The sequence below is a fragment of the Mesorhizobium sp. M8A.F.Ca.ET.202.01.1.1 genome (genome assembly GCF_004791595.1).
Classification (GTDB): Bacteria; Pseudomonadota; Alphaproteobacteria; order Rhizobiales; family Rhizobiaceae; genus Mesorhizobium.
Window position 1 is genome coordinate 171,247 of record NZ_SRUN01000014.1, and the last position, 21,427, is coordinate 192,673.

Genomic DNA, 21,427 nt, shown 5'->3' on the forward strand with positions numbered 1-21,427 from the left:
GCATCCATTCTCAAGTCCTCGTATCCGCCTCTGAACAGGCTATTCGAGTTGAAATGAGACACAAGCCGAAAATTCGACCCTACCAATTTACCACTTGTTAACCTTAACGACCCGAGATTCTGGCGGCAGAGTGGTGTTGGCTAAAGGAGCAGTTTTGGCGTCCAGATCCAAGTTCGCGTGAAAACTACTGAGCGCTTTGCTTGGAATTGTTCCAAGTCACTGCCAAATATGCTGGTTCGTACGAGCCCGCCACACGATCCAAGCAACGCACATTATTGACTTCGATGGGCGGGAATTTGCGGCGAAAGCTAGCCGGCTGTGCGCTTGGCGGCGAGACGCAGATCCGCGGCAAATGGCCAGGTGACGTTCGACATCGTCTCGATACCCGACGCGCTGAGCGCTGCGCCGAACAGGAAGCCCTGGACAAGATCCGGCTTCACCGAATGCATCAAGACCTTAAGCTGCTCGAATGTCTCCACGCCTTCGATGGTGACGGTAAGCCCCAGGATACGGGTCAGATCGACGACGCCCTTCAACAGCTCGAGTGAGCGCGGATTGTGGGTGATGTCCATCACGAACGACCGGTCGATCTTGATCTTGTCGAGTGGAAGCTTATGGAGATAGCTCAGGCTTGAATAGCCGGTGCCGAAATCGTCGAGGGCGATGCGGACGCCGAGCTGCTTCAGTTCCTCGATATATTGGCGGGTCAAGGACTTGTCGTCGAGCAGCGCGGTTTCCGTGACTTCGATTTCTAGGCGGCCGGCGGCGAGGCCGGAGTTCGCCAACGCATCGCGCACCTTCTGGATGACGTCGCGGCTGCGGAAATCCCTGGCCGAGAGATTGACCGAGACGCTGGTCTGGTCAGGCCATTTGGCGCATTCGGTGCAAGCCGCATGCAGCACGAAGGTGCTGATTTCGGAAATGATGCCCATCTCCTCGGCCAGCGGAATGAAGATGCCGGGCGAAATCGGTCCGAGATCGGGATGGTCCCAGCGGCAGAGCGCCTCGCAGCTGGCGATGCGCATGGTGTTCATCGCCACGATCGGCTGGTAGACGACCCGCAGGTCCCTGCTTTCCACGGCACTGCGCAGATCCGCCTTCATCAGCTGGCGGTTGCGGAACGCGGCGTCCATCGCCGCCTCGAACAGCCGCCAACCGTTCTTGCCGAGCTCCTTGGCCTTGTAGAGCGCCAGGTCCGCCTTGACGATCATGGCGTCGACATCGGTCCCGCCGACCTTGGACAGCACCGCGCCGGCGCTGGCCTGGATCCGCAACCCGTGGCCCGCGACGTCGACCTCTCCCTGCAGCTCGGCGAAAATCCGGTCGAGCAGGCTCTCCAGGTGGCTCTCATCATCGATGCGGTCGAAGAACAGCATGAACTCATCGCCACCGAAGCGGCTGACGGTAAGGCCTTGCCCGGCGATGGCCGCCAGGCGATCGGCGACGGCGTAAATCAGCCCGTCGCCGACAGGATGTCCGAGCGTGTCGTTGACGCTCTTGAAATCGTCGAGGTCGATCACGGCGAGGCCGCACAGGCGGTCGCGGTCGCCGGAGGCCATCAGTTCGCCGACCAGTTCGTGGAAATAGGCACGGTTGGGAAGGCCGGTGAGATTGTCGTAGCGCGCCATGAACCGGATCTTTTCCTCCGCTTCGACGCGCGCCGTAACATCCTCGAAGGTGATCACGCCGAGTTCCTGGCTGCCTTCGCGCGCGGAGAATTCGTAATGCTGGCCGTTGGCGAGCGAAACAAGCACCTTGCGGTCCCTGCCCTCGCGCAGGGCGCGAGTCAGCTGCGCCTCGACATAGCGGCAGTCCTTCGGCGCCAGCATACCGCCGGCGACGCCGCGCATCAGAAGGCCGTGGATGGAACGCCCGAGCAGCGCGTCGGCCGATTTCAGCGACATCAGATGAGCGGCCTCGGCATTGGCGACCGCGACACGCCCGTCAGGGCCGAGCATGACTAGGCCGTGCGACATGGTGTTGAGCGCGCGGTCGAACCTGCGCGTTATGCTTTTCGCCTGCTGGTGGCCGATGACCGCGGAAAAAAGCACATTGCGAACATGGTCGGCGCTGTTGATGGTAATGAACGTCATCGGGAAGATCATCAGACCGAGGACGACAGACGGGGCATCCTGACGCAGCAGGAGCGCAACTGCCATCGGACCGATGAAGGTTACGGAAAAAATCCGCACCATGCGCGGAGAACCGTAGTTGCGGGCGACAACCGTGACCAGGGTTGCCAACGTCAGCGACATCGCCGCCAGTTCGGCGAATGGGTCGGGATACACATAGATCGACACGAAGCACAGCGCACCCAAACCGAGGCCCTGCAAGCAGCCTTTGAAGATGTAGCTGCGCTCCAATCGGTGTGCGTGTTCGACATCGGCAATCATGCCGCCGGTCTTCAGGAAGCTGCGAATACCGAAATAACGGAGAAGGCTGATCGGCAGTAGAATAAAAGAAAAGGCCAGAAACAACAGATTTTGCGTGCGCTGATAAATCATGAATCCGAGGATCCAGTAGCACGCGCCACCGATCACCAACATGTGCGCGTTGTCGAACAACGACCGCACAAATTGGATATAAACATCCGCGGGGATGCTTTCGGTCTTTGTTTTGCCCATATGGTCGGCCCAACGCTAGGCCTTGTCATGCCACAACCGCCTTAAGAAAGGCTTAGAACAGGGGGTTAAGCAACGGCTTCGGTCCGCCTGCCAAGGCGAGAGGGGCTTACAGCCCGAAAAAGGCTTTGAACATTGGTGGAGGAATCACTCAGCGGCACTGAGAACCGGTATCGGCATCGTTTGGGTCAGCCGCTGGAGCAACCTGCGGCGCTCGCCCGCCGCCTTTTCGGCGCTTGCCCGCCGGACATGGCCGTAGCCGCGGATCAGCGCCGGGACCGAGACCAGGGCTGTCGCGGCCTCGATCTTGCCCGGCGCCAGCGAGTTGGCCACGAGCTGCAGATCGGCTTCGTACTGTGCAAGCAACTGCCGCTCCATGCGCCGTTCGGCGGTGTAGCCGAACAGATCGAAAGCAGTGCCGCGCAGACCCTTCATCGCCGCCAGCACGCGTAAACCCTTCATCATCCAGGGGCCGAAGCTCGATTTCCTCGGTTTGCCGTCATTGCCGCGACGCCCCATGATCGGCGGCGCGAGATGAAATTCGAGCTTCTCGTAGCTCTGGAACTGCTTGCCAAGCTCGGCGGCGAAGGAGCCGTCGGTGTAAAGCCGCGCCACCTCGTATTCGTCCTTGATCGCCATCAGCTTGAACAGGCTTTTGGCCGCGGCCTCGGTCACATCGGTCGAACCCGGCATGGCCTTCGTTTCCGCCGCTCGCAGCGTCGAAATCCTGTCGGCGTAGCGCTTGCCGTAAGCAGCATTCTGATAGGCGGCGAGGAAGGCGACACGGCGGGCGATGATCTCGTCGAGCGTCTCAGCGACCGAAGCGGCCTGTCCGGCCTTGTCGGCGAAGCCCGGCTGGGCGACGAGGCCGCGTACGAAATCCGGCTGATGCGCCGCGCGGCGACCCCAGCGGAAGGCGGCGATATTCATCGCCACCGCTTCGCCGTTCAATTCGATAGCCTTTTCAACAGCGTCGGCCGAGAGGGGCAGACCGCCGTGCTGGAAGGCAAAGCCGAGCATGAACATATTGGCGCCGAGCGAATTGCCGAACAGTGCGGTGGCGGTGCGGGCGGCGTCGAAGAAATGCGCCTTGTCGTCACCGGCGGCGGACCGGATCGCCTTCTTCAGGCGCTCGACCGGCAGCGAGAAATCGGCCGATCGGGCAAATTCGCCCGGCATGATCTCGGCGGTGTTGGCCAGGAAGATCGTATGCCCCTCGCGCACCGCGGTCAGCACCTTCTTGGCGCCCGACACGACGAGATCGCAGCCAAGTACGAGGTCGGCCTTCCCAGCCGAAACGCGGATGGCATTGATGTCTTCCGGCGTGCGGGCGATGCGGACATGAGTGAACACCGAACCGCCCTTCTGGGCGAGGCCGGCCATGTCGATCATGCCGCAGCCCTTGTCCTCCAGATGCGCCGCCATGCCAAGCACGGCGCCGATGGTGACGACGCCGGTGCCGCCGACGCCATCGATGATCGCCGCCCAGCCCTCGACGCCGAGCGGGAATTCGGCTGGTGTCGGCACGCCTTCAAGTGGGTCGGTCCCGCCGGCCAGGCCTTCGGCCTTGCGGATCTTGGCACCGTGCACGGTGACGAAGGACGGGCAGAAGCCGTTGACGCAGGAGAAGTCCTTGTTGCAGCTCGACTGGTCGATCTTGCGCTTGCGGCCGAATTCGGTCTCCACCGGCTGGATCGAGACGCAGTTCGACTGCACGCCGCAATCGCCGCAGCCTTCGCAGACCAGTTCGTTGATGAAAACGCGCTTGTCGGGGTCGGGAAAGGTGCCGCGCTTGCGGCGGCGGCGCTTTTCGGCGGCGCAGGTCTGGTCGTAGAGCAGGATCGACACACCCTTGACGTCGCGCAACTCGCGCTGGACGAGGTCGAGGTCGTCGCGATGATGAATGGTGGCGCCGGCCGGAAACTCGGCCTTGCCCGCATATTTGTCGGGTTCGTCGGTGACGACAGCGATGCGGTCGACGCCCTCTGCCCGCACCTGCCTGGCGATCATGTCCACGGTCAGCCCGCCCTCATGCGGCTGGCCGCCGGTCATGGCGACGGCGTCGTTGTAGAGAATCTTGTAGGTGATGTTGGCTTCGCTCGACAGGGCGAAGCGGATCGCCAGCGTGCCGGAATGGTTGTAGGTGCCGTCGCCGAGATTCTGGAAGATGTGGTCGCGCCTGGAGAACGGCGCCTGGCCGACCCATTGCGCGCCCTCGCCGCCCATGGCGGTGAAGCCGAGCGTGTTGCGGTCCATCCACAGCGCCATGAAGTGGCAGCCGATACCGGCGGCGGCGATCGAGCCATCAGGTACCTTGGTCGAGGAATTGTGCGGACAACCCGAACAGAAGAAGGGCGTGCGCGAGCCGATGTCGGTGGCGTCCGCCAGCATCGCCTGGAATTGGCGCAGCTTGGCGACCCTTGCCGAAATCTCCTCGGACGGGCCGATGGTCTTCACGATCCTCTCGCCGAGCGCTATGGCGATCTCGTTGGGGTCCAGCGCGCCCTTGGCCGGGAACAGCCAGTCGCCGCGCTCGTCCTTCTTGCCGACAATGACCGGCGGCGAGGCCGTGCCATAAAGGCTCTCGCGCAGCTGCACCTCGATCAGCGAGCGCTTCTCCTCGACGACGACGATGGTGTCGAGACCGCGGGCGAACTCGGAAATGTGCTGCAGGTCTAGCGGCCAGGGGCAGCCGACCTTGAACAGCCGCACGCCGATGCGGTTGGCTCCCGCCTCGTCGATGCCGATATCCTCCAGCGCCTGGCGGACGTCGAGATAGCTCTTGCCCAGCGTGATGATGCCTAGCTTCGGATTGCGGCCGCCCGAATAGACGATCCTGTTCAGCCCATTGGCATGGATGAAGGCGGAAGCCGCGGCACGCTTGTGCTCATGCAGCCGCTCCTCCTGGCCGAGCATGTCGATCTCGTGGCGGATGTTGAGGCCGCCCGGCGGCATGTCGAAATCCGGGACGACGATCTTCAACCGTTCGAGCGAGGCATCGACCGAAGCCGTCGATTCGATGTTGTCCTTGACGCATTTTATCGCCGCCCAGGTGCCGGCAAAGCGCGACATGGCAAAGCCATAGAGGCCGTAGTCGATGATCTCCTGGACACCGGCCGGGTTGAGGATCGGCACCATGGTATCGACGAAGAGGAATTCGGTGGCGTGCGCATTGGTCGAGGATTCGGCCATGTGGTCATCGCCCATGAGCGCAAGGACGCCGCCATGTTTCGACGAGCCGGCGAGATTGGCGTGGCGGAACACGTCGCCCGAACGGTCGACGCCCGGCCCCTTGCCGTACCAGACCGAAAAGACCCCATCATGGGTGCCCTCGCCCAGCAGCTCCGTCTGCTGCGAGCCCCAGCAGGCGGTGGCGGCCAGCTCTTCGTTGAGGCCGGGCTGGAAGACGATGTCGGCCCCGGCGAGCTGCTTTTTCGCCTTCCACAGCTGCATGTCGAGGCCGCCGAGCGGCGAGCCGCGATAGCCGGAGACGAACCCTCCCGTGTTCAAGCCAGCGCGGCGGTCGCGCTCGCGCTGCATCAGGAGCATGCGGATGACCGCCTGCGCGCCGGACAGGAAGATGCGCTCCTTCCCGAGATCGAACTTGTCGTCGAGCGCGACATCATGCAGCGTCATCAGGCATTTCCTCTGCGAAGGCCGCGCGGGGCAGCGGCCAACGTCGGGATCGGATGACGTATCCTTTCTTCCCTTGCAAGGCAGGTCAAACAAAATCGAAAGGACCAGCCAACGCGCAACAAACAGTCCGGCGGATGGTGGACCGCGCATGAAAGCGTGCGCCGACAGCGCGACGGCGCACGAAAATTCCAGACGAAATCGATGCCGTCGGAAGGTGTCAGCCGGCTTTCGAGCAGTCCGGCTTCGGCTCGCCGGGCAGCTTGCCGTCGGGATGGCCGACGAGATCGGGATTGGCCGTATAGAGCTGGTCGATGACCAGCGGCCGGTCGGGCAGGATCGACTGATCTTCCGTCGACATCAGCGTGGTGTCGATGGTCTGCAGGACCGCACCATCGGCGCCCTTGATACTGATGGCGATGGCATAGGGTTTGTTCTTGACGACGCAGGTCAGCGCCGGGCTCTCCAGGCTCACCTTGTCGAGCTTCGGCCAGACCTTCTGCTCGACCACGAATGGTTCACCTCCGGCGGGGTTCTGGAAGCTGGCAACCGCCACCTGGCCCTCGCCCATCGGCTGCAAGGGCCGCAGCGTCACGACATAGGTCGCCCGGGCGAGACGGTAGTTGAAGACGAATATCTTGCCGGAAACCTCGAACAGCTTGCCTTCGCCGCCGGTATCGCGACAGGCGCCGAGGGCCGCGGCGGCAATCAGCATGGCGCCGGCAGCGAGCGAACGTGAAAATCCTCTAGGCATTCCTGACCTCATTGGCCGCCATGCGGCGGCGATAGTGACGGCTCGCCTTCTGCCTGTTGCCGCACACCGCCATGTCGCACCAAAGGCGGCTGGAATTGCGGCTTCTGTCGACAAACAGCCAGGTGCAGTTGGGGCAGATCCTGAGCCTTGCGACCGTGTCATCGCGCAACAGAGAAAGGGCTGAAACCGCCAGCGCCGCCTCGAAGGCGATCGGCGTCGCCGGATCGCCGAACGGCCGTCCCGGCGCCCCGATCTCGGTCCGGCCGGCAGCCAGGCCGTCTGCACAGGCCCGCAGGAACTCGGGCAGGTCGGCGGTGGAAACCGCGCCCTTCGACACCGCGCCTCGAAACAGCCGGTCGGTCGTCTCGCGGATCGACAGCACGATGGGCGCGATTGCCACCGGCGAGGACACCGCCAAGCGCCTGTCGCCAAGCTCGGCGGCGCGAAAGCCGCTGGCCGCGTCGGCGAAGCGACCGATTTCCCCCGGATCGTCGAAGCGGTCGAACGTGCGCTCCGGATCGCCGCGCAGCACGACGGTATTCGCGGTGTCGAGCGCGAGCAGGCCGCCGGTAAACCGATGTGGGGTCCAGGCAACTGTCATTCCTGGAAATCTAACCGATAAATCGCGTTTGACAAGTTAGATTCGCCGATGCAAACCTCACATGCGCACGGTATCGTCGCCTTTGCCCGATCCGCTCTTGGCGAGATGCTCCGGGCGAGATGCTTCTGGTGTTGTCGAGCATGCTCTATTTCTTCCAGCAGGTGCTGAACGGGCTGCATTCGGGCGCGCTCTATGCCCTGCTCGCCTTCGGCTATGTGCTGACCAACGGCATCCTGCACCGCACCAACCTTGCCTATGGCGCGCTGTTTGCCTTCTGCGGCCAGGCAATGATCCTGAGCGTCGCCTTCGCCTACCAGGTGCTGTGGCTGACGCTGTTGGCCTCGGTGCTGTTCGGCGTCGTCGCGGCGTTCCTCTATGCCGCGCTCATCAGCCATGTCCTGTCGCGCAGCGTCTTTGAACCGTTGGCCGACCGCTCGCCCAACGCGATCGTGGTGACGACGCTCGGCATCCTGCTCGTGCTTTCGGAAGCGAGCCGCATCGCCGCCGACACCCACGATCTGTGGCTGCCGCCAATGTTGGCCGAGCCCATCGTTTTCGCCGAAAGCTCCGGCTTCATGGCGACGCTGACGCTGATCCAGGTGCTCGACTGCGCCGTGGTCCTGGCGGCGGTCGCACTCGCTACATGGGCGTTTGCCCGCTCAAACTTCGGCCGGTGCTGGCGTGCCGTCTCCGACGACCCGAGGGCCGCCGCCCTGTGCGGCGTCGACGTGCGCGGCGTGTTCCGGCGTGCCGTGCTGTTCGGCGGCTTCTGCGCCGCGCTGGCCGGGGTCATGGCCAGCCTCTATTACGGCAATGTCAGCTTCGGTTCCGGCCTTGTCTACGGCCTGAAGATCCTGTTCGTGACCGCTGTCGGCGGCTATCTCTCGCCGCCAAGGGCCGCGCTGGGCGCGGCCGCTTTCGGCATGGCCGAATCACTGTGGGCCGGCTATTTCCCGGTCGAATGGCGCGATGCGTGGATGTATCTGTTCCTGGTGGCCATGCTGATCCTGATCGGCGCCGGCCGCGACACCGGAAAGATCGTCTGAGCCCATCAGACTTTGGTTGCATGACGTTTCGTCAGGCTGCGGTTTTCCACCGCGCCGCAAGGGCCGATTGCCTGCATCCTTCCTCCTCGTGTTGACCAACCGGACCACGCACTGCATACCGTTGGGCCACGCGACGCGACGAAAAAGGGGGATCGCGCGTCACCGCATCAGGGAGGAATGCATGGCAGGGCTGCTCGCTCTATCCAGGGTCATTGACCGCGCCAACGAATTCATCGGCAAATCGGTATCCTGGCTGATCCTGCTGGCGATCCTGGTGAGCGCGGCCAACGCCGTCATCCGCAAGGTCTTCGACATTTCGTCGAATGCATGGCTGGAGCTGCAATGGTACCTGTTCGGCGCGGCGTTCATGCTGGCTGCCGCCTATACGCTGAAGCAGAACGAGCATATCCGCATCGACATCGTCTACGGCCTGTTCTCGCGCCGCGTGCAGCACTGGATCGACCTTCTCGGCCACATCCTGTTCCTGATGCCGTTCGTGACGCTGATGGTGTTCTATTTCGTGCCCTACGTGCGGCTGTCCTTCCACAGCGGTGAAATGTCGACCAATGCCGGCGGCCTGATCGTGTGGCCGGCCAAGGCCATCCTGCTGGTCGGCTTTTTCCTGCTCGCGCTGCAGGGCATTTCCGAGATCGTCAAGAAGATCGCCATCATGCGCGGCGTCATGGATGATCCCAACCCGTTCATTTCCGTGCACGAACAGGCCGAACTCGAAGCCAAGGCGCTCGCCGAAGAGGTGCGCTCGTGATGGAGTTCATCGCCCAGAACATGGCGCCGATCATGTTCGCCTCGCTGATCCTGTTCATGCTGATCGGCTATCCCGTCGCCTTTTCGCTTGCCGCCAACGGCCTGATGTTCTTCTTCATCGGCGTGCTTTTGACGCCCTATTCGGGCGGCGCGATCAATCTCGCCTGGCCGTTGCTCTATGCGCTGCCGGACAATTTCTACGGCAGCCGGGTGATGTCGAACGACACGCTGCTGGCCATCCCGTTCTTCACCTTCATGGGCATCGTGCTCGAGCGATCCGGCATGGCCGAGGACCTGCTCGACACGATCGGCCAGCTGTTCGGACCGATCCGCGGCGGCCTCGCCTATGCCGTGATCTTCGTCGGCGCGCTGCTCGCTGCAACGACCGGCGTGGTGGCGGCGTCCGTCATCGCCATGGGGCTGATCTCGCTGCCGATCATGCTGCGTTATGGTTATGACCGCCGGGTGGCGTCCGGTGTCATCGCGGCGTCGGGTACGCTCGCGCAGATCATTCCGCCGTCGCTGGTGCTGATCGTCCTCGCCGACCAGCTCGGCCGCTCGGTGGGCGACATGTATGCCGGCGCCCTGATCCCCGGCCTGGTGCTGACCGGCCTATACACGCTCTACATCGTGATCATGTCGATCGTGCGGCCAAAGTCGATGCCGGCCCTGCCGCTCGAGGCGCGGACTCTCGGCCATGGCGTGGTGTCCCTGCTGATCGCGTTGGTATTGGCCGTGGCGATCGCTTATGCCGCCTACCATTACCTGGTGCCCGCTCATGGCGACAATGCCGACATTCTCGGCGCGGCCGTCGGCGTCATCTTCATCTACGTCGTCGCGATTCTCGACCGCAGCCTGAACATCAACATGATGTCGCGGCTGGCGCAGCAGGTCGTGATCGTGCTGATCCCGCCGCTGGCGCTGATCTTCCTGGTGCTCGGCACCATCTTCCTCGGCATCGCCACCCCAACCGAGGGCGGTGCCATGGGCGCGGTCGGCGCGCTGGCGATGGCGGCGATGAAGGGCCGGCTGTCGATGGACGTGATCAAGCAGGCGCTGGCCTCGACGACGCGGCTGTCGTCCTTCGTGCTGTTCATCCTGATCGGCGCGCGGGTGTTCTCGCTGACCTTCTATGGGGTCAACGGCCAGATCTGGGTCGAGCATCTCTTGACCTCACTGCCGGGCGGCGAAGTCGGCTTCCTGATCGGCGTCAACATCCTCGTCTTCTTCCTCGCCTTCTTCCTCGATTTCTTCGAACTGGCCTTCATCATCGTGCCGCTGCTGGCGCCGGCCGCCGACAAGCTCGGCATCGACCTGATCTGGTTCGGCGTGCTCCTGGGCGTCAACATGCAGACCAGTTTCATGCACCCGCCCTTCGGCTTCGCGCTGTTCTACCTGCGCTCAGTCGCCGCCCGCGTGCCTTATCTCGACCGCCTGACCGGTAAGCAGATCGCGCCGGTAACGACGGGGCAGATCTATTGGGGCGCGGTGCCGTTCGTCTGCATCCAGGTCATCATGATCGGCCTGACCATCGCCTTCCCGCAAATGGTGATGCGCTACAAGGGCACGGCCGTCGATTCCGGCACGATCGACTACCAGGTGCCAGCAGCGCCCGGCCTGTCGCCGCTCGGCGCGCCGGAAGGTGGCGGCGCTCCTGCCAATGGCGGCGGCGCACCGGCCGCGCCCGGCACGCCCGACCTGTCGCAGCCGCCGAGCTTTGGCGATGCACCGCCGGCCAAGCCGACGACACCGACGCCGGACCTGTCGCAGCCGCCGAATTTCGGCGATGCGCCGCCGGCCAAGCCGGCGACACCGACGCCGGACCTGTCGCAGCCGCCGAATTTCAACTGAGCTCGGAGGGGAAGACGCCATGAAAGCCGTGCGGTTGGAGAGAGTGGGCGGCATCGCGCTGCGCGAGGTCGCCAAGCCGGTTCCCGGTCCGGACGAGCTTCTGGTGCGGATCGAGGCCTGCGGTGTCTGCGGCACCGACCGGCATCTTTTCCACGGCGAATTCCCTTGCAGGCCGCCTGTGACGCCCGGGCACGAGTTCGCCGGCATCATCGAGGCCGTCGGTAATGCGGTCTCCGGCTTTGCCGTCGGCGACCGGGTCACTGGCGATCCCAACATCGCCTGCGGACGGTGCCCGCATTGCCATGCCGGCCGGGTCAATCTGTGCCGCAATCTCAACGCCATCGGCATCCATCGCGACGGCGGCTTTGCCGACTATGTGGTGATGCCGCAAAAACAGGCTTTCATCCTGCCCGCCGATCTGCCGCCGACACATGGCGCGTTCTGCGAGCCGCTTGGCTGCTGCCTGCACGGTGCCGACCTTGCCGAGATCAAGCCTGGCAGTTCGGTTGTCGTGCTCGGCGGCGGCGTGATCGGCCTGCTAACGGTGCAGCTGGCTCGGCTCGCCGGGGCCACCACGATCATCCTGTCGACAAGGCAAGCCTCGCGCCGCGCGCTTGCGAGGGAACTCGGCGCGACGGCGACGGTCGATCCCACAGCCGCCGATGTGATCGATGCCATCGCCGGACGGGCGGGACTGATGCCCGGCGGCGCCGACGTGGTGTTCGAATGCGCCGGCGTGCGCGACACCGTCGAGCAGTCGATGCGGCTGGCAAGGGCCGGCGGCACCGTCGTCATCGTCGGCGTGACGCCGCAAGGCATGAAGGCGGAATTCGAGCCCTTCGACCTCCTGTTCCGGGAACTGAAGGTACTGGGCTCGTTCCTCAATCCCTATACGCATCGCCGCGCCGCCGAGCTCATCGCGTCGGGCGCGATTGAGATCGACCGGCTGATCTCCAGGCAGGTGTCGCTGGAAGAGGCGCCTGGTGTGATCGCCAATCCGCCCGCGCCGGGCGAGGTCAAGGTGCTGGTGGTGCCAGGCCTGGGCTGAAGTGCGGTCCTTCATCTTGCAACGTTGGCGATTGGCGAAACCGTCGATGACAGCTTCCCTCTCCCCGTCACTATACGGGGAGAGGATGCCGGCAGGCAGGTGAGGGGCGGCGCCAATGCTGAATTGATAAGATGCGCGGTTGGGCTTGCGCCGAGGGCGTTCAATTCGCCGAAGCCGGCGCTGCCCCTCATCCCCCTGCCGGGACCTTCTCCCCGTATAGTGACGGGGAGAAGGGACAAGGCTCAACCCTACAGCTTGCCGTTGCGCTGCTGGACCATCATGAACGTATCGTAATTGTATTCGGCAACCTGCGCCCAGAGATAGTGCTCCTTGCGGAAGCCCTTGATCGATTCCCAGATCTTCTTGAAGGGCGCGTTCGAGGCTTCCATTTCGGCATAGACCTCGTTTGCCTTCTCGAAGCACGCGGTCATGATCTCCTGGCTGAACGGGCGCAGTTTGGCGCCGCCGGCCACCAGCCGCTTCACCGCCGGAGGGTTCACGTAGTCGTATTTCTGCAGCATGTTGGCATCGGCGGCCTGGGCGCATGTACGCAGCAGCGACTTGTAGGTCGGCGAAAGCTCTTCGTATTTCGCCTTGTTGAACATCAGGTGGACGGTCGGGCCGCCTTCCCACCAGCCGGGATAGTAGTAATAGGGCGCGACCTTGTAGAAGCCGAGCTTCTCGTCGTCATAGGGGCCGACCCACTCAGCGGCGTCGATGGTGCCCTTTTCCAGCGCCGGATAGATGTCGCCGCCGGCGATCTGCTGCGGCACGACGCCGAGCTTCTGCACCACTTTGCCGGCAAAGCCGCCGATACGCATCTTGAGGCCGGAGAGGTCGGCGACGGTTTTGATCTCCTTGCGGAACCAGCCACCCATCTGCACGCCGGTGTTGCCGCCCGGTAGGCCGAACAGACCTTGCGTGGCGAGGAACTCGTTGAACAGGTCTATGCCGCCGCCATGATAATGCCAGGCATTCATGCCGCGCGCATTGAGCGAAAAGGGCACGGCGGCACCCAGCGCCCATGTCGGATCCTTGCCCCAGTAATAATATGCCACCGTGTGGCAGGCCTCGACCGTGCCGGCCGTGGTGGCGTCGGCGGCCTGCAGGCCAGGGACGAGCTCGCCGGCGGCAAAGACCTGGATCTGGAAATTGCCGTCAGTGGCTTCAGACAGCATCTTGGAGAACACTTCGGCGCCGCCATAGATGGTGTCGAGCGACTTCGGGAAGGACGACGCCAGCCGCCATGTCACCTTGGGGTTGGACTGGGCTATGGCCGGTGCGGCGAGCGTGGCCGCCGCCGCGGCTGCACCGACGCCGGTCACGCCGGCCTTGCGGATGAATGAACGACGATCCATGCAGTTCCTCCCTTTTGGATCAACAGACCGACGCCGGAGACATCCTCCGTACCCGCATCGGCTGGCGAAACAATACACAGGCAGGGGGTCGAGTCCAGCACGGCCGCCGTATTTGGCGACGGGGCCATGGGGGCCTGCAACTATAGTCTAACAGGGGATTTCGTGGCCTATGCGACACGCTGAAACTTGGCATGGAAAAATGCCCTGACATCGCCTATTTTGTGGGCAGGACATTCCTTGCCAGATGGAAAACAGACCCAAAATGCAGCAGCCGCTCGTCGCCATATCGACCGACGTCCGTCAATTCGACAACTACACCTGGCATGCCGCGCCGCAACAATATCTGGAAGCGGCGATCGCGGGTGCCGGTGTTTTCCCCCTGCTCGTGCCCTCGTTCGGCGACCGGCTGGACTTCGACGAACTCCTGTCGTCGGTCGACGGCGTCATGCTCACTGGCTCGAAATCCAACGTCGACCCTTCGCTCTATGGCGGCGATGCCAGCGAAGCCAATGGCCCCTATGACACCGCGCGCGACGGCACCACGCTGCCGCTGATCCGCAAGGCGATCGAGCGCGGCGTACCGCTGCTCGCCATCTGCCGCGGCATTCAGGAGCTGAACGTGGCACTTGGCGGTACGCTGGGCACCGAGATCCAGGAGCGCGAGGGATCGCTGGACCACCGTGCGGCAGTGAGCGACAAACAGGACGAGCGCTTCGCCATTCACCAGACCATTTCGATCAAGCCGGGCAGTTGCCTGGCCGGCGTGTTCGGTGCCGGCGACATCAAGGTCAATTCCTTGCATCGCCAGGCGATCGAGCGGCTGGGGTCGAAGCTCGAGATCGAGGCGGTCGCCACCGACGGCACGGTCGAGGCGGTTTCGGTCAAGGGAGCCCGCGCCTTCGCAGTCGGTGTCCAGTGGCATCCCGAATACTGGGTCAAGTCGGACAGCAATTCCGCCAAGATTTTTCGCGCCTTCGGCGATGCGGTGCGCCTGCATGCGGCCGCGAAAGCCGGCGCACGGGCCGCGGCGGAGTAGTCAGTCTCGCGGCTTCAAGTCACCATCCGCCGCGAGCGACAACAACGGTAGCGCCGGGGCATAGGATTCGTAGCCATCGCCGTCAGCCACGGCAAAGGTGACGATCGGATCGACGCCGTCGGCACTGAAGGCGACCGTTCCGTCGTTTTGCTGGCGCCAGAATTTCACCTGCTCGATGCCTGGCAGGAGCCGTCGGCAATTCGGCGCCACGGTCAACAGCGACAGACCATCCGAGACCGAGGCGCCGCGCGTGACCGCGCAGGCCCCCTCGTCACCGTTGGCGACCAGCCTGTAGATGTTTGACGGCGTAGCCTCCTCGGCGACGCTTTCACCGCTGCCGCCATGAAACAGCTGAATGCCGCCAAACAAGGCGGCGGCGGCGATCAATGCGGAAAGCGCCTTCACACTGATCTTCACCCATACATACAGACAGGATGAAGAATGATTTCAAAGGGTTAAAGCAGACGTTAATAAATATGGCGACCCGCTTTCGGCACCGAAAACGGCAGCATGCGCTCAGATGTAGGGCAGAGATAGGACCCCAACCAGCAATTGCTTTATTTCAAAACTTGTAGCTGATACCGACTCGGACAGCCTGGGTCTTCACGTCAGTCGGATAATTGTAGCCGCTGTCAGTTGCCGGATTGTCGGTGAACGTGCCGAAATCAGTGTAGCGGTACTCAACGCGGGTCGTCCATTTTTGCGAGAAGGCATATTCGACGCCGGCGCCCACAGTCCACCCGGCTTTGGTATTGGATGTGCTGTCAGTCGTCCCTCCGTCGTCGTAATTGGTACGGAAGTGGGCTACGGCCAGACCACCCGTGGCGTAAAGAAGGGCCGGACCCATTGCATAACCAAGACGCGCGCGCAGCGAGCCCTGAACATCGATTTTGGTTTTGATGGTACCGGCAAAATCCGAATCCACCGAACCGCTCATTCCGGAGGCCTCGATATCGCCTTCGACGCCGAGAACGTACGAATTGAAAGCCTGATTATAGCCGAGGTGAATACCGCCAAGCACTCCGTTGGAATTCCAGGAGTCAGCCCAGTCGGAAAAGCCACTGCCTATCTCGGAATCGTGGCTGTCTACATCTCCCCAGCCATAGCCAATCTGGGCACCGACATAGGCGCCGGTCCAGTCATAAGCAACAGGTTCCGAGACAAGCGCATCGGCAGCGAACGCACTGCCCGAAACAGCGACAAGTAGTGTTGATGCAAGAAGAAGAGTTTTCACGCAGCGCCCCGCTCGTTGATGCCGGCAAAGTACTCGGCTTCAGCTGTAGATCAAGATACTCTGTGCCCGTCAGGCGCCGATTTCCAGCCTGCCGTTGCAGATCGGCCACGTTTCGCCGCCTATTGCGGCCTATCTTGCTAGGTCCTGGCCTTCACATTGACCGTCTCCGGCACCGGCGTCAGCGGGCGGCGCTCGGTGAACCAGGACACCAGATTGTCGACGCAGAGATCGGCCATGGCGCGGCGTGTGTGCTCCGAAGCCGAGCCGACATGCGGCAGCAGAGAGGTGTTTGGCAAGTCGAGCAACGCCTTGGGAACATTCGGCTCGTCGGCGAAGACATCGAGCCCGGCGGCGGCAATGGTGCCGTCGGCAAGGGCGGCCGCGAGGGCCGCTTCGTCGACCGTGCTGCCGCGGCCGATGTTGACGAAGACGCCATTCGCGCCGAGTGCCGACAGGATCTCGGCATTGACCGCTTTCTGCGTCGAAGCTCCGCCGGGCGCCACCGAAATCAGCGTATCGACCGCCTCGGCCAAGCCCTTCAACGTCGGATGGTACTGGTAGGCAAGGCCTTCGACACGACGCCGGTTGTGGTAAGCGACCGGCAGGCCGAAGGCCTCCAGCCGCCGGGCAATGGCCTGCCCGATGCGGCCCATGCCGAAAATGCCGACGCGGCGCGCGCGCAAGGTGAGCCGGCTCAGCGGATAGTTGCCCTTGCGCATCCAGTTGCCGTCACGCAGCCAGGTCTCGGCGCGCGGCAGGTCGCGCACCGTGTTGATCAGCAGCCCGATCGCGGTGTCGGCGACCTCCTCGGTCAGCACGTCGGGCGTGTTGGTGACCATGATGTTCTTCGCCGCCGCATGGCCGACATCGACGGAATCGTAGCCGACGCCGAAAGAGGCGATGAGTTCGAGATTTGGCAACGCATCCATCATCGCCGCGCTGATGCCGGCAAAGGAAGCGACGCCACGTACGGCGCGGCGCATCTCCTCGGTGACCAGCGCCGGATCGGCCCGCTCGATGCCGACGCGCCTGAATGTCCGGTCGATGCGATCGGCGGCATGGCCGCTGAAATCCGATGGCACCAGAATGGCAACGGCTTGCAGATCTTCGGCCCTGGTCATGCACGCTCCACTGGCTTGCCGGTCGACTGGCGCACATGCAGTTCCGGCTTGATCAATTCCTGCGAGGGCCGCACCGTCTGACCGTTGAGCTTGTCGAGCAGCGCGCTGGCGGCGCGGCGGCCAACCTCGCGCTGGCCGTTCCAGACGGTGGTCAGCGCCGGCGTGGCGATCGCCGCCTCCTCGAGATCGTCATAGCCGGTGACGGAGATGTCGATGCCCGGCACCAGGCCGGCGCGCGCAATGCCGTTCATCAGGCCGATGGCGACGAGGTCGTTCCAGCAGCAGGCGGCGGTCGGCCTGTCCTTCAGCGCCAGGAATTGCCCGGCCGCCTCGAAGCCCGCCTGCTTGGTGCGCGGGCCGGCGATGCGCCAGGACGATCTGACTTCGAGCCCCGCCGCCTCCATGGCGTTGACATAGCCCTGGTAGCGATCGCGGCCGGTCGAGGTCTGATCGGTGCCGCCGATCATGGCGATGCGCTTGTGGCCGAGCGAGATCAGATGGTTGGTGGCGAGGCCTGTTCCATAAGAGTCGTCGCCGCGAAACACCGGCACGTCGGCGCCCTCGACGGTGCGTGCGATCAGCACCGCCGGCAGGCCGTTCTCCTCGGCCATGACGATGTCGGACGCGGGCGTGCCGATGGCCGGTGACATGATGACGCCGTCGGCACCGAGTTGCAGCAGCGTATCGATGAAGGTGCGCTGCTTTTCGAGTTGATCATAGTGATTGGACAGGATGAAGGTCTGCCGGCTGCGGTCGAGCTCGCTCTCGATCGAGCGCAGGATCTCGGCGAAGAACGGGTTCATGATGTCGTGCACGACGACACCGACAATGCCCGAGCGCGAGGTGCGCAGGCTGGCGGCGCGGCGGTTGTAGATATAGCCGATGGCGCGCGCATGTTCCTTGATGCGGTCGCGCGTCGAGCCGGCAACCAGCGGGCTGTCGCGCAGTGCCAGCGACACGGTGGCCGTGGACACGCCAAGCGCATCCGCGATCGTCGACAGCTTGATCTTCTGTGCCAGGCTTTCGCTCCCCGTCGTTTTTTAAACTGTTTAAGGGCGGCCTTATGCCATCGATCGGGGCCAAATCAAAGTTTTTTTGCCAGCGCCTCGGCCTCGACATCCGAGGCCGCGCGGCTGCGCAGCCGAAGCCGGTGTTCGCGATGGACGATGTAGAGGCCGCTGGCGACGATGATGGCGGCGCCGACCAGCGTCCAGCGGTCGGGGAACTGCTTGAAGACAAGCCAGCCGGAAAGGATCATCCACACCATCTGCGAATAGGGATAGGGGGCGAGCGCCGTGGTCGTTGCCCGCCGATAGGCCTGGACCAGCAGCCAGTGGCCGACGCCGCCGAACACGCCGAGCATGAGCAAGACGAACCAGTGCCAGCCATCGTGCGGCAGAGAGAAGGAAAACGGCAGCATGGGCAACAGCAGCACCGCCGGCGCCAGCGCCGAGAACAGGATCAGGCTTTCCGAGGTCTCGGTGGCCGACATGCGTCGCGTCATGATGACATAGAAGCAGTTCGACAGCATCGAGCCGAGCGCAAAGAGGTGTCCGATGCCGAAAACGCCGACACCTGGCCTCGTGATGATCAAAACCCCGGCGAAAGCGGCCAGGATCGCCAGCCACCTCCGCCAGCCGGCCCATTCGCCGAGCAGCGGGCCGGCAAGGGCGGTGATCACCATCGGCCCGAAGAAATAGATCGACGTCGTCTCGGCCAGTTGCAGGGACCGCAGCGCCAGGACGTTGAACATGGTCGAGCCGAACAGGAAGGCGCCACGGATCACATGCGCCGGCAGGTTGACCGGGCGAAACCGCGCCGGCTCGCGCCAGCCCCGCAGCAGCGCCCCAACCAGCACGACATGCACGGCAAAGCGCACCCAGGCGACGATCAGGACGGAGACGCCGGCCAGGACGAGATATTTGCTTGAGGTGTCGAGGAAGGTGAAGAAAACATAGGTGGTCAGCATGCACAGGATCGCCACCGGCGGCGTCGCGCTTTCTGACTGTCTTTGGGAAGGATTCACGTGCAGGCCGGGGAAAAACTGGGCTGGAGCCCACCTTTGCGGGAATTGTCGCTTGCCGGCAAGCCAATTGTCGCCCGCTGCCGCGCCTGGGGTCGCTGGTACAACAACAGCCGCCGCCAGGCTTAGTCCGCGGGCGCTATGTATGCATACGGGCGCCCTTGGTGATCTTGTCGACAACCTTCTTCTCGGCGCGCAGCGCGATGCCGACCACCTTGGCGTCTTCGGGCGCGAATTCGGCAAACACGGCGCGGTTGGCGGCGTCGAAGCCGGTGGAAAACATCTCCTCGACATAGAGCGAGGTCGTCACGCCGCGTTCCAGCACACGCCGGTGGATCGCACCGAGCGTCGCCTGGTCGGCCGAGAGCACGATAACCGGCTGGATCGACAGCGGATTGTAGAGATTGCCGGCGCGGTCGCGATAGGGCTCGCCGATGATGTCGGGGAATTGCGCGACGATGCCGCTGGTCAGGAAGGCGGTGACGTTGAGTTTCTGCCAGACGGGCAAGTCTTCTCGCAGTACGATTGCAAATTTCGTATCGAACATGACAAAATGGCCATTCGAGGTTAGGCCCCGATAGCGAGGCTGTGAAGGAGACGATGTTGCACGATCTAGGCAGCCAGGCCTTCGAGGGTCTTGGACGTTTGTGCGCAGATGCCGCTGAAAACTGCATCATCTCGGCTCCCGATCCCGCCGGGATGGAGCGCATCGAGGCCCGGTTTCACGGCAGCGCCTTCGATCCGCATCGCCACGACACCTATGCGATCGGGGTGACGCTGCGCGGCGTGCAGACCTTCCGCTATCGTGGCGCGGCACGGCTGAGCCTGCCTGGCCAGGTCATCGTGCTGCATCCCGACGAATTGCACGATGGCGGCGCGGGCACCGAGGAAGGCCTGCGCTACAGAATGCTCTATCTCGAGCCGTCACTGATGCTCGACTGTCTCGGCGGCGCGGCGCTGCCGTTCGTCAGGGACGGGGTGGTGACGGACGATGCCTTCTGCGCGACGCTGTTTTCGGCGCTCGGGCCGTTGGAGCAGGAACTCGACGAGCTGTTCGTCGACGACTTTCTGGCGCAGCTGATGCAAAGCCTGGCCCGGCATGGCGGCCAGCCGGCAAAGCCGATAGCCGGGACGGCGCGGCGGGCCGCGACGCTGGCGCGCGAGTATCTGACGGAAAACCTCGACCGGCCCGTGCGCTCTGGCGAGTTGGAAGCCGTCACGGGTCTCGACCGCTATGCCCTGTCGAGACATTTCCGCACGGCCTTCTCGACCAGTCCGCATCGTTTCCTGGTGATGCGCCGGCTTCAGCGCGCGCGCAGGATGATCGCCGCCGGCGAGCCCTTGGCGCAGATCGCGATCGAAGCCGGCTTCAGCGACCAGAGCCACTTCAACAGGCAATTCAAGAAAGCGTTCGGCATGACACCGGGACGCTGGTCGTCCTTGATCCATGGAGCTGCCGCGGCAGCCTGATTGCCGAAGAGATCAGTCGTCCGACTCGGCGTCGTCGTCGATCAGCACCAGTTCCTCATTGGAGAGGTTGGCCTCGATGCGGGCGAGCAGCTTGAACAGCGCCTTCTGGTCCTTCTTGTCGAGGCCTTTCAACGCTTGCTTTTCGGTCTTCTTCACCGACTTCTCGATGGCGCGGATGGTTTCACGGCCGGTATCGGTGAGGAAGATATGCGCCTGGCGGGCATCGGATTCCGACGCGCGTTTTTCCAGAAAACCCTGCGCCTGCAGCCGGTTGATGGTCTTGGTGATGGTCGGCGGGCGCACGCCGAGACGCCCGGCGAGATTGCCCGGTGTCTGGCCGTCCTCACGGTCCAGCGCCAGCATGATCTGGTCCTGGCCGGCGTAGAAGCCATGCGCCAGGAGCCGTGCCGCCAGCGCGGTCCTTGCCAGCCTTGCCGCTGAATGCAGCCGGCTCATCGTTGCAGTCTTGTCCGCCTTGGCCATGGTCATCCCTCTTCGGCCGTACCGGTGCGCACAGCATAGACGCAGCCGGCCGGTTGGCAATCGACGATCGAAAGATTCCGGCATTCGAAACAGCTTTGCCGGCAAGCATTGCGGTGTCCGCCGTGGTGATGCCAGATGTTTATTTCAGTTAGATGACAAACGAGTTTGGCGGGGAACGGATTCGCTGCGGCTGCGATCCCACGACCGGCGGCCCCCGGACAGGACGTCGTCTTGATCTTCCATCGCCGGGGCGGCGATGGCTTTTCGCGGCCACGATGTCAGGACGAATCCCAGCCGGCAACTTTGGCCCATGGTTTGCCCGTGCAAAAACCCGGCGCACATCCTATATGGAACCGACAATCCCTTTTCGCGGCCTGGATTTC

18 protein-coding genes are annotated in these 21,427 nt (G+C 63.6%); 6 read left to right on the forward strand and 12 right to left on the reverse strand.

Annotation, left to right across the window (positions count from 1 at the left end; genetic code table 11):
* Positions 1-308 precede the first annotated feature (308 nt).
* From EN845_RS27170 to EN845_RS27185, 4 genes are all read right to left on the reverse strand, one after another.
* Positions 309-2,624: an EAL domain-containing protein gene (locus tag EN845_RS27170; protein ID WP_127872939.1), complete on the reverse strand. Its 2,316-nt coding sequence runs from the start codon at positions 2,622-2,624 to the stop codon at positions 309-311.
* Between the two features lie 144 nt (positions 2,625-2,768).
* On the reverse strand, positions 2,769-6,257 hold the full coding sequence (locus EN845_RS27175) for an indolepyruvate ferredoxin oxidoreductase family protein (RefSeq protein WP_127872938.1): 3,489 nt from the start codon (positions 6,255-6,257) through the stop codon (positions 2,769-2,771).
* Between the two features lie 217 nt (positions 6,258-6,474).
* Positions 6,475-7,008 carry a hypothetical protein gene (locus tag EN845_RS27180; protein ID WP_127872937.1) on the reverse strand — a complete coding sequence of 178 codons (534 nt, stop codon included), beginning with the start codon at positions 7,006-7,008 and terminating at the stop codon, positions 6,475-6,477.
* The gene (locus tag EN845_RS27185) at positions 7,001-7,609 is read right to left on the reverse strand and encodes a CGNR zinc finger domain-containing protein (protein WP_127872936.1); all 609 of its coding nucleotides are present in this window, start codon (positions 7,607-7,609) and stop codon (positions 7,001-7,003) included. The genes EN845_RS27180 and EN845_RS27185 overlap by 8 nt, the downstream gene beginning before the upstream one ends.
* 140 nt (positions 7,610-7,749) lie before the next feature.
* Between EN845_RS27185 and EN845_RS27190 the strand changes: the two genes are divergently transcribed.
* The 4 genes from EN845_RS27190 to EN845_RS27205 all read left to right on the forward strand — a co-directional run bounded on the left by EN845_RS27190 (position 7,750) and on the right by EN845_RS27205 (position 12,319).
* Positions 7,750-8,655, forward strand: a complete 906-nt coding sequence (locus EN845_RS27190; protein ID WP_127873036.1) for a branched-chain amino acid ABC transporter permease — start codon at positions 7,750-7,752, stop codon at positions 8,653-8,655.
* Between the two features lie 181 nt (positions 8,656-8,836).
* Complete coding sequence (locus EN845_RS27195; protein WP_127872935.1) at positions 8,837-9,421, forward strand: TRAP transporter small permease subunit; 585 nt, start codon at positions 8,837-8,839, stop codon at positions 9,419-9,421.
* Entirely contained in the window at positions 9,418-11,271 is a 1,854-nt protein-coding gene (locus EN845_RS27200; RefSeq protein ID WP_127872934.1) for a TRAP transporter large permease subunit, read from the forward strand. Before EN845_RS27195 ends, EN845_RS27200 begins: the two co-directional genes overlap by 4 nt.
* Positions 11,272-11,290: 19 nt before the next feature.
* Entirely contained in the window at positions 11,291-12,319 is a 1,029-nt protein-coding gene (locus EN845_RS27205; RefSeq protein WP_127278184.1) for a zinc-dependent alcohol dehydrogenase family protein, read from the forward strand.
* Between the two features lie 248 nt (positions 12,320-12,567).
* Here the strand turns inward: EN845_RS27205 and EN845_RS27210 are convergent, their stop codons facing one another.
* Complete coding sequence (locus EN845_RS27210; protein WP_127278183.1) at positions 12,568-13,677, reverse strand: TRAP transporter substrate-binding protein; 1,110 nt, start codon at positions 13,675-13,677, stop codon at positions 12,568-12,570.
* Between the two features lie 262 nt (positions 13,678-13,939).
* Between EN845_RS27210 and EN845_RS27215 the strand changes: the two genes are divergently transcribed.
* The gene (locus EN845_RS27215; protein WP_127872933.1) at positions 13,940-14,713 is read left to right on the forward strand and encodes a gamma-glutamyl-gamma-aminobutyrate hydrolase family protein; all 774 of its coding nucleotides are present in this window, start codon (positions 13,940-13,942) and stop codon (positions 14,711-14,713) included.
* Here the strand turns inward: EN845_RS27215 and EN845_RS27220 are convergent, their stop codons facing one another.
* From EN845_RS27220 to EN845_RS27245, 6 genes are all read right to left on the reverse strand, one after another.
* The gene (locus EN845_RS27220; RefSeq protein ID WP_127872932.1) at positions 14,714-15,118 is read right to left on the reverse strand and encodes a hypothetical protein; all 405 of its coding nucleotides are present in this window, start codon (positions 15,116-15,118) and stop codon (positions 14,714-14,716) included. It lies immediately after the preceding gene.
* Positions 15,119-15,275: 157 nt separating this feature from the next.
* A complete protein-coding gene (locus tag EN845_RS27225; protein ID WP_127872931.1) occupies positions 15,276-15,947 on the reverse strand; it encodes an outer membrane protein in 672 nt (223 codons plus the stop codon).
* Between the two features lie 137 nt (positions 15,948-16,084).
* Positions 16,085-17,068: a 2-hydroxyacid dehydrogenase gene (locus EN845_RS27230; protein WP_127872930.1), complete on the reverse strand. Its 984-nt coding sequence runs from the start codon at positions 17,066-17,068 to the stop codon at positions 16,085-16,087.
* Positions 17,065-18,087 (reverse strand): LacI family DNA-binding transcriptional regulator, encoded by a 1,023-nt coding sequence (locus tag EN845_RS27235; RefSeq protein ID WP_127278020.1) that lies wholly within the window; start codon positions 18,085-18,087, stop codon positions 17,065-17,067. The genes EN845_RS27230 and EN845_RS27235 overlap by 4 nt, the downstream gene beginning before the upstream one ends.
* A 65-nt stretch (positions 18,088-18,152) precedes the next feature.
* On the reverse strand, positions 18,153-19,037 hold the full coding sequence (locus EN845_RS27240; RefSeq protein WP_167531481.1) for a DMT family transporter: 885 nt from the start codon (positions 19,035-19,037) through the stop codon (positions 18,153-18,155).
* Positions 19,038-19,230: 193 nt separating this feature from the next.
* A complete protein-coding gene (locus EN845_RS27245) occupies positions 19,231-19,638 on the reverse strand; it encodes a DUF2000 family protein (protein ID WP_127278018.1) in 408 nt (135 codons plus the stop codon).
* A 53-nt stretch (positions 19,639-19,691) separates the two neighbouring features.
* Between EN845_RS27245 and EN845_RS27250 the strand changes: the two genes are divergently transcribed.
* The gene (locus tag EN845_RS27250; protein ID WP_127278017.1) at positions 19,692-20,561 is read left to right on the forward strand and encodes an AraC family transcriptional regulator; all 870 of its coding nucleotides are present in this window, start codon (positions 19,692-19,694) and stop codon (positions 20,559-20,561) included.
* Positions 20,562-20,573: 12 nt separating this feature from the next.
* Here EN845_RS27250 and EN845_RS27255 read toward each other — a convergent pair whose 3' ends face one another.
* Positions 20,574-21,044 (reverse strand): MarR family winged helix-turn-helix transcriptional regulator, encoded by a 471-nt coding sequence (locus EN845_RS27255; RefSeq protein WP_127278016.1) that lies wholly within the window; start codon positions 21,042-21,044, stop codon positions 20,574-20,576.
* Positions 21,045-21,427: the final 383 nt, after the last annotated feature.